General features: G+C 73.3%; 10 protein-coding genes and 4 tRNA genes (1 of these 14 running past the window's edge). 7 read left to right on the top strand and 7 right to left on the bottom strand.

Annotated features, from left to right (window positions below):
* From IE321_RS30210 to IE321_RS30220, 3 genes are all read right to left on the bottom strand, one after another.
* Positions 1 to 59 (bottom strand) — tRNA-Val (locus tag IE321_RS30210) (it extends 113 nt beyond the left edge of the window).
* A gap of 104 nt (positions 60 to 163) precedes the next feature.
* Positions 164 to 237, bottom strand: a tRNA-Cys gene (locus IE321_RS30215).
* 39 nt (positions 238 to 276) lie between these two features.
* Positions 277 to 349, bottom strand: a tRNA-Gly gene (locus IE321_RS30220).
* Positions 350 to 582: 233 nt separating this feature from the next.
* Here IE321_RS30220 and IE321_RS30225 point away from each other — a divergent pair.
* Genes IE321_RS30225 through IE321_RS30235 form a run of 3 tightly spaced genes read left to right on the top strand, consistent with a single transcriptional unit; the run spans position 583 to position 3,374 of the window.
* Positions 583 to 1,665 (top strand): chorismate-binding protein, encoded by a 1,083-nt coding sequence (locus tag IE321_RS30225; RefSeq protein ID WP_190225225.1) that lies wholly within the window; start codon positions 583 to 585, stop codon positions 1,663 to 1,665.
* Positions 1,662 to 2,492, top strand: a complete 831-nt coding sequence (locus tag IE321_RS30230) for an aminotransferase class IV (protein WP_043228028.1) — start codon at positions 1,662 to 1,664, stop codon at positions 2,490 to 2,492. Before IE321_RS30225 ends, IE321_RS30230 begins: the two co-directional genes overlap by 4 nt.
* Positions 2,493 to 2,534: 42 nt before the next feature.
* Positions 2,535 to 3,374 carry a GNAT family N-acetyltransferase gene (locus IE321_RS30235; protein ID WP_190225226.1) on the top strand — a complete coding sequence of 280 codons (840 nt, stop codon included), beginning with the start codon at positions 2,535 to 2,537 and terminating at the stop codon, positions 3,372 to 3,374.
* 28 nt (positions 3,375 to 3,402) lie between these two features.
* Here IE321_RS30235 and IE321_RS30240 read toward each other — a convergent pair whose 3' ends face one another.
* Positions 3,403 to 3,915 carry a DsbA family protein gene (locus IE321_RS30240; protein WP_043228030.1) on the bottom strand — a complete coding sequence of 171 codons (513 nt, stop codon included), beginning with the start codon at positions 3,913 to 3,915 and terminating at the stop codon, positions 3,403 to 3,405.
* Positions 3,916 to 4,107: 192 nt separating this feature from the next.
* Here IE321_RS30240 and IE321_RS30245 point away from each other — a divergent pair, with 192 nt between their 5' ends.
* Positions 4,108 to 4,533 carry a hypothetical protein gene (locus tag IE321_RS30245; protein WP_190225227.1) on the top strand — a complete coding sequence of 142 codons (426 nt, stop codon included), beginning with the start codon at positions 4,108 to 4,110 and terminating at the stop codon, positions 4,531 to 4,533.
* 131 nt (positions 4,534 to 4,664) lie between these two features.
* Positions 4,665 to 4,847 (top strand): hypothetical protein, encoded by a 183-nt coding sequence (locus IE321_RS30250; RefSeq protein ID WP_190225228.1) that lies wholly within the window; start codon positions 4,665 to 4,667, stop codon positions 4,845 to 4,847.
* A 25-nt stretch (positions 4,848 to 4,872) separates the two neighbouring features.
* Here IE321_RS30250 and IE321_RS30255 read toward each other — a convergent pair whose 3' ends face one another.
* The gene (locus IE321_RS30255) at positions 4,873 to 5,430 is read right to left on the bottom strand and encodes a CGNR zinc finger domain-containing protein (RefSeq protein ID WP_190225229.1); all 558 of its coding nucleotides are present in this window, start codon (positions 5,428 to 5,430) and stop codon (positions 4,873 to 4,875) included.
* A 193-nt stretch (positions 5,431 to 5,623) separates the two neighbouring features.
* Positions 5,624 to 6,037, bottom strand: coding sequence for an SsgA family sporulation/cell division regulator (locus IE321_RS30260; protein WP_030493555.1), 414 nt, complete (start codon positions 6,035 to 6,037; stop codon positions 5,624 to 5,626).
* Positions 6,038 to 6,226: 189 nt separating this feature from the next.
* On the opposite strand from IE321_RS30260, the gene IE321_RS30265 reads away from it, so the two are divergent.
* Both IE321_RS30265 and IE321_RS30270 read left to right on the top strand, forming a co-directional pair.
* Entirely contained in the window at positions 6,227 to 6,649 is a 423-nt protein-coding gene (locus IE321_RS30265; protein ID WP_043228033.1) for a TIGR02611 family protein, read from the top strand.
* A 54-nt stretch (positions 6,650 to 6,703) separates the two neighbouring features.
* Positions 6,704 to 6,778: transfer RNA gene (locus IE321_RS30270), tRNA-Val, on the top strand.
* 62 nt (positions 6,779 to 6,840) lie between these two features.
* Here the strand turns inward: IE321_RS30270 and IE321_RS30275 are convergent.
* A partial coding sequence (locus tag IE321_RS30275; RefSeq protein WP_373316649.1) for an SCO7613 C-terminal domain-containing membrane protein occupies positions 6,841 to 7,411 on the bottom strand: 571 nt, incomplete at its 5' end.

Here is a 7,411-nt window from a genome sequence, read left to right on the forward strand (position 1 = left end):
GATTGAACCAGTGACCTCTTCCGTGTCAGGGAAGCGCTCTCCCGCTGAGCTAATCGCGCGGGTCGCACCCAAGGGGTGCGGGAGTTGTGGTGCGCGATACTGGGATTGAACCAGTGACCTCTTCCGTGTCAGGGAAGCGCTCTCCCGCTGAGCTAATCGTCCTTGGAGGTGGAGACGGGATTTGAACCCGTGTAGACGGCTTTGCAGGCCGTTGCCTCGCCTCTCGGCCACTCCACCAGGAGTGAATACGGGGGTTCGGGAAGATCCCCCACATCGAGCGGACGACGAGATTCGAACTCGCGACCCTCACCTTGGCAAGGTGATGCTCTACCAACTGAGCCACGTCCGCTTGTCGGTTCCGGCCCGCTTGCGCGTCCCGGCGACGTGTTGAACTCTAGCGGATTCCCGGGCCAGTACAAAAACGCGTTTCCGCAGCGTGCTGACCTGCGCGCCCTTCACCGCGCCCGACGGGCGCTCCCGGAGGGTTCGAACGGTGTTCACCCGCCGTGTCCCCGGGGTCGCACGGAGCCGCCGCCGCACGCGACCCCCGTGCTCCGGGGCGACCCGACCTAGACTCGACGCGTGTACGACCTTGCTCCCCTGGCCCGCTTCGGCGGCCTCGTCGCGACCGACCTCCGGGACGTCACCCATGATCCCGAGGCACTGGACTCCACCGGCTTCTGGGCCGTCTGCGCCGACTTCGAGGGCCGGCTCACCTGCGCCCGCTTCGGAGACGTCCGCAAGGCGCCGGTGCCCGCCGCCGTCCCCGGCGCCTGGGCCGGCCCCCGCCCCGGCGACTGGACGTCCTCGCTCGACCGCGCCGCGTACACCGCTGGCGTACGGACGGTGCGCGAGCACATCGCGCGCGGCGAGGTCTACCAGGCGAACCTCTGCCGGGTGATGAGCGCGCCGCTGCCCGATCCGGCCGCGGCCGACGTGGACGCCCTCACCGCGCTGCTCGCGGCCGGCAACCCCGCCCCGTACGCCGGAACGATTCGGCTGCCCGCGCACGGCGTGGAGATCGCCACCGCCTCGCCCGAGCTGTACCTCCGGCGCGAGGGCGACCGGGTCTCCTCCGGCCCCATCAAGGGGACCGGGCGGACCGCCGCCGACCTGCTGCCGAAGGACCACGCCGAGAACGTGATGATCGTGGACCTGGTCCGCAACGACCTCAGCCGCGTCTGCGAGACCGGCTCCGTCGCCGTCCCCGCCCTCTGCGAGCTGGAGGAGCACCCGGGCCTCGTCCACCTCGTCTCCACCGTCAGCGGGGTGCTGCGCGAGGACGAGGGCTGGCCCGGGCTGCTCGCCGCCACCTTCCCGCCCGGCTCCGTCACCGGCGCCCCCAAGTCCAGCGCCCTGCGGATCATCGAGGCCCTGGAGACCGCGCCCCGCGGCCCGTACTGCGGGGGCGTCGGCTGGGTGGACGCCGACAGCGGCCACGGCGAGCTGGCCGTCGGCATCCGCACCTTCTGGATCGACCGGCCGCTCGGCGTCCTGCGCTTCGGCACCGGCGCCGGGATCACCTGGGGTTCGGACCCCGAGCGGGAGTGGGAGGAGACCGAGCTGAAGGCCGCCCGGCTGGTCGCGATAGCGTCGGGCGCCTACGAGTCAGGCGCCCCGGACACCGACGTCGCGGGGGCGAGCGGAAAGGCCATCACTCGATGAAGATCTGGGTCAACGGCGGGCTGCACGACGAGGAGACCGCCCGGGTCTCCGTCCTGGACCACGGGCTGACCGTCGGCGACGGCATCTTCGAGACGGTCAAGGCCGAGCGCGGCGAAACGTTCGCTCTCACCCTCCACCTGGAGCGGCTGACCCGCTCCGCCCGCGGTCTCGGGCTGCCCGACCCCGACCTCGACGAGGTCCGCCGGGCCTGCGCCGCCGTCCTGGAGGCCAACCCGCTGGAGCTCGGCCGGCTCCGGATCACCTACACCGGCGGGCTCTCCCCGCTCGGCTCGGAGCGCGGCGACGCCGGCGCGAGCCTCGTCGTCGCCGTCGGCGGGACCTCCCGCCGCCCCGACACCACCGCCGTGGTCACCGTCCCCTGGACCCGCAACGAGCGCGGCGCCCTGACGGGCCTCAAGACCACCTCGTACGCCGAGAACGTCGTCGCCCTCGCCCGGGCGAAGGAGGCCGGTGCCACCGAGGCGCTGTTCGGCAACACCGTCGGGCGGCTCTGCGAGGGCACCGGCTCCAACGTCTTCGTCGTGCTCGACGGCCGGATCCACACCCCGCCCGTCTCCTCCGGCTGCCTCGCCGGCATCACCCGCGCGCTGGCCGCCCGGTGGACCGGCGCCGTCGAGACCGACCTGCCGCTCGACGTCCTGGAGACCGCCGAGGAGGTCTTCCTCACCTCCACCCTGCGGGACGTCCAGGCCGTCCACCGCGTCGACGGGCGCGAACTCGCCGGAGCCCCCGGCCCGGTTACCGCCAAGGCCATGCGGATCTTCGAGGAGCGGGCCGCCGCGGACCGGGATCCCGAGCTCGGCTAAATCCGGATGACGGGGGACTCCCGGATGGGTAGAACACCCCTGATGACCACCACCCTGCGGCCGACCGAGCCGCTTCAGCACTCCGCCGACGGCGGCCGTTCGCGCACCTACGACATCTGCGTGAACAGCCGCCGGGTCGGTTCCGTCCGCGTCGCCACCGACCCGAACTTCGGAGGCGCGGCGGGGCTGATCGAACGCCTCCGGGTCGACGAGCCGGACCGCGGCCGGGGCCGGGGGACGGTGGCCGCGCTCGCCGCCGAGGAGGTGCTGCGCGGCTGGGGCTGCGCGGACGTGTCGATATCGGTGCCCGCCGAGGCGACCGCCGCCCTGGCCCTGGCCCGTGCCCTCGGCTACACCGAGCGCAGCCGGAACATGCTGAAGGAGCTCACCGGCCCGGCGCCCGAGCCGCCGGCCGGCATCGAGGTGCGGTCGATGACGGAGGAGGAGTTCGGGGTCTGGGAGGCCGACGCCAGGGACTCCTTCGCCCGAAGCTGGATCGACCGCGGCGTGCCCGAGGAGCAGGCCCGCGCCAAGGCGGAGGCCAGCCACCGCGAGCTGCTGCCCCGGGGGCTCGCCAGCCCCGGCACGGCGATCCACGTCGCCGTCGCCGACGGCGCGGTCGTCGGCCACGTCTGGACCGGCGTGCGCGCGCTGGAGCCGGGGGTGAACGCCGGGTACGTGTACGACATCGAGGTCCGCGCGGAGCGCCGCGGCAGGGGCTACGGCCGGGCGCTGATGCTCGTCGCCGAGCGCGTGACGCGGGAGGCCGGGGAGACCCTGCTCGGACTGCACGTCTTCGCGGGCAACACCCCGGCGATCCGCCTGTACGAGTCGCTCGGCTACCGGACCACCCACGTCAACAGCTCCAAGCCGCTGCTCTGAGGGTCCGGTCCGTCGGCGGGGAGGGGGCTCAGCCGGCCAGGAGGCGGTCGGCGATCTCCTCGATCCGGGCGCGCAGGCCCTCCTGGCTCTTGCCGCCGTCGAGGCGCTCCCCGCCGATGACGTAGGTCGGGGTGCCGGTGACCTTGAGGGCCTGGCCCTCGGCCTGGTCGGCGTCGACCGTGAGCAGGTGGCGGCCGTCGATCAGCGCCGTGTCGAACTCCTCGGCGTCCAGGCCGAGTCCGGACGCGACCTCCAGGAGCACCGGCTCGCCCCGGTCGGCGAGGTCGGCGGTCCGGGCCAGCAGCGCCTCCGCGTAGGCCCAGCCCCGCCCCTGGTCGACCGCCTCCTCGGCGGCCTGGGCGGCGGCGTAGGCGTGCTTGTTCTTGGCGAGCGGGAAGTGGCGCAGCTGTACGTCGAGCCGGTCGCCGTACCGCGCGCGCAGCGCGTGGAGGTCGTCGAGGGCCGTGAAGCAGTCCGGGCACTGGAGGTCGAACCACGCCTCCAGGACGACCGGGGAGGGTGCGGTGGTGGAATCACTCATGACCGGCAGTCTTCCAGCCGCGCCGCCCGGGACCCGCATCGGCACCGCGCGGGGGTCCGACCGGGACCTGAGGAGGAGATCGGGTCCGGGTCGACCCGGAGATCTCCCTGAGACGGGGCCGGGGGCGTGGCCTCCGGCGGGCGGTGCGGTGCAGGATGGAAGGGACGTATCACCCGGGACCTGGAGGACCGCATGCTCGCCGAGACCATCTTCTCCGCGGTGTCCGCGGCGGGCCTGGGCATCGCCGCGCTCACGGCGTACCGGAAGAAGTACCTGTCCGCGGCGCGGATCGCCGGCTGGTCGCTGGTGCCGCTGGGCCTGGTGATGACCGGCGCCGTCGAGTGGGCCTTCGACACCGTCTTCAGCCCGGTCGCCTGGGTCGGCTTCGGTGTGCTCGGGGCCGCCTGGCTGCTGCTGCTGACGACCCGGGGCGTGGAGCGGCGCCGGGGCGGCCGGAAGGCTGCCGGCGGGGGAGCGGAGCCCGCGGCGGTCGCGCCCGGTGCCTCGGCCCCGGTCCGGGAGGTGCAGGCCCGGCCCGCGGCGGGCAAGCCGGCCCGCGGTGGGGACGCCGAGGACTTCAGCGACATCGAGGCGATTCTGAAGAAGCACGGAATCTGACCGCTTCTGGCCGTTGCCTGCCGGGCCGCGACCGGCGCTGATCCGGAGATCCACGGGAAGGGATGAACCGCTCCGCCAGGGGGCGGTTTCCGGTCTTTCCGGGGTGCGCGGTGCGCGATCATCCCCCCGAGATGCTGGAAACCTCGCGGGAACCCGCCCCCGCCTCCGCCGAGTCCGTCCCCGCCGCCGACCCTCCGCTCGACGAGCCGAGGGGCTGTCTCTTCGCGCTGTCGCAGCCGCCGCTGATGATCTTCCTGGCGGTGATCGGGGCCCTGCTCCTGATGGCGGCCCTGCACGACCTCTACGTGCTGTGAGGCGTTCTCCGGCCGACGGCGGGAATCAGCCGCCGGCCTCCTTGCGGCGGGCCCGGTAGGCGGCCACGTGCAGCCGGTTGCCGCAGGTGCGGCTGTCGCAGTAGCGGCGGGAGCGGTTGCGGGAGAGGTCGACGAAGGCGCGGCCGCAGTCCGGCGCCTCGCACCGGCGCAGCCGCTCGCGCTCGCCCGAGACGACGATGAAGGCGAGCGCCATCCCGCAGTCGGCGGCCAGGTGGTCGGCGACCGAGGCGCCCGGCGCGAAGTAGTGCACGTGCCAGTCGTAGCCGTCGTGGTCGGTGAGCTGCGGGGTCGTGCCCGCGGCGGCCACCAGCTGGTTGATCAGCGGGGCGGCGATCCGCGCGTCGGGCGCGGAGAAGACGGCGGCGAAGCGGTCGCGCACCTCGCGGACGGCCCGCAGGTCCCCGGCGTCCAGGTCGCCCACGTCGCTGATCCGGTGCTCGCGCACGAAGACGCCCAGCGCGTCGAGGTCCGCGAGCGTGTCCGCACGGTCCCCCTGGGCGGCGGTGTTCATCAGATCGACGACGGTGTCGAGGGCGATCCGGGTGTCGTGGGGGATGAGCACGCTTCGCTCCCTGGCCGGCCGCGGGCGGGCGCCCGCGGATGGGAGACGACTCTAGCGCGCCCCGGAAAAGCGCGACGGCGCCCTTCACCGCGCCGGCTGCGCGGTGAAGGACGCCTGGGTCGAGCGGGGAGTGGCTGCCCGCGCGGCGCCGTCGCCCCGAGTTCGGACGGCGCCGTGCGGTCTTGGGCCTGGCTCAGCTGTCGGCCAGGATGTGGGACAGCTCGGTATCGAGGTCGAAGTGCCGGTGCTCGGTGCCCGGTGGCACCGCGGCGTCGGTCCGCTTGAGGAACGACTCCAGGGCCCGCGCCGGGGCCTCGAGCAGGGCCTCGCCCTCGGGCGAGCTCAACGCGATGCAGACGACTCCCTGGCCGTGACTACGGGAAGGCCAGACTCGGACGTCGCCCGTGCCGGTGGGCCGGTGCAGCCCCTCGGCGAGAAGGTCGCGGGCGAAGACCCACTCGACCGTCTCCTCGGCTCCGGTGTGGAAGGTGGCGTGCACGGCGTACGGATCCGCCGTGTCATACCGCAGGCCCGCGGGTACAGGCAGTGAGGACTCGCTCGACACAACGAGGCGCAGGTGCAGCTCGCAGCTCACCACGGTGTTCATAAGCGCCAGGGCCTTTCGCTCAGTGTGCGCTCGGGGATTCGCACGTCGGCGAAATCGACATGCCACCTCCGGTGCCGTTGTAAACCCCTCTGTCGGTTTTGTGATCGTTCAGGTAGCTCGGACGGCGGTATGTAACTTTGGGTAATACCGCCATACCGGTGGGGCTGGTGAGTCGGGTAAATTGGCCCCATGAATGCGGAGAGTGACGAGCGCGCCCCCGAGCCCCAGCCCGCCGAGCAGGCCGAACTGGGATCCCGCGCCCCGGAGTTCATCAAGGCCCGCCGGGGCCTGCACCTGAGCTGGCAGGTCGGCGTCTTCATCGTCGGACTCGCCGTGATCGGGGCGGGCATCCTGATGCTCGTCTTCCCGGGGCCCGGCTGGCTCGTCATCTTCGGCGGCATGGCGATCTGGGCGACCGAGTTCGTCTGGGCGCAGATCGTGCTCCGCTGGACCAAGCGCAAGGTCACCGAGGCCGCCCAGCGCGCCCTCGACCCCAAGGTCCGGCGCCGCAACATCACCCTCACCGTCATCGGCCTGGTGATCATCGCCGCACTGCTCGGCTGGTACCTCTGGAAGTTCGGCATCGTCATGCCCTGGAAGATCGACGAATGACCCGGGGATGGTTCGGAAGCCCCGCTGACATGCGGTAATGTTTGCGGTGCGCCGGGGCGATTAGCTCAGCGGGAGAGCACTTCGTTCACACCGAAGGGGTCACTGGTTCGATCCCAGTATCGCCCACCACCCGGCCCGAGGGCCCGGAGACGATCACCGTCTCCGGGCCCTCGGCGTTTCCCGGGCCCGGGTCACCGCATCCGGGCCAGCCGCCCGCGCAGCGCCCGCGCCTCGCGCAGCCGCCGCTCGTACGTCGCCCCCACCGCGAGCAGCAGCAGTCCCGCCGCCGCCGGCGGCAGCCAGCGCGGCAGCGCACCGACCAGCTGCACCACGTAGGGCGCCAGCTCGTGCGCCGCCACCAGGACGAGCGCCGCCCCGCCAAGGACCAACGGCGCCTGGAGCCGGAACCGCGCCCCGAGCAGCGTCACCGCCAGCGCCCCCGTCCCCAGCAGCAGCGGACGCGTCCAGTGCGGGTCCGACCACACCGCCGCCAGGCTCGGCACCAGCGTCGCCGCCAGCCCCGGCCCGTACGCCGCCCAGGACGAGGCCGCCGGATCCCGGCGCCGCCGCAGGAGGCCCACCACCAGCGCCGGCACCGTCACCGGCAGCGTGTACGCCTCCGGGACCGTCACGCCCCAGACCGCGAGCCGGACCCACGCCGCCGCCAGGAACAGCGCGCCCGCCGTCCGCGAGGCCGCCCGCCCCCCCGCCGCCCGCAGCGCCGCCGCCTCCGCCCTCACCCCGCCCAGCGCCAGCGCCAGG

It is taken from the genome of Streptomyces hydrogenans (genome assembly GCF_014656075.1).
Classification (GTDB): domain Bacteria; phylum Actinomycetota; class Actinomycetes; order Streptomycetales; family Streptomycetaceae; genus Streptomyces; species Streptomyces hydrogenans.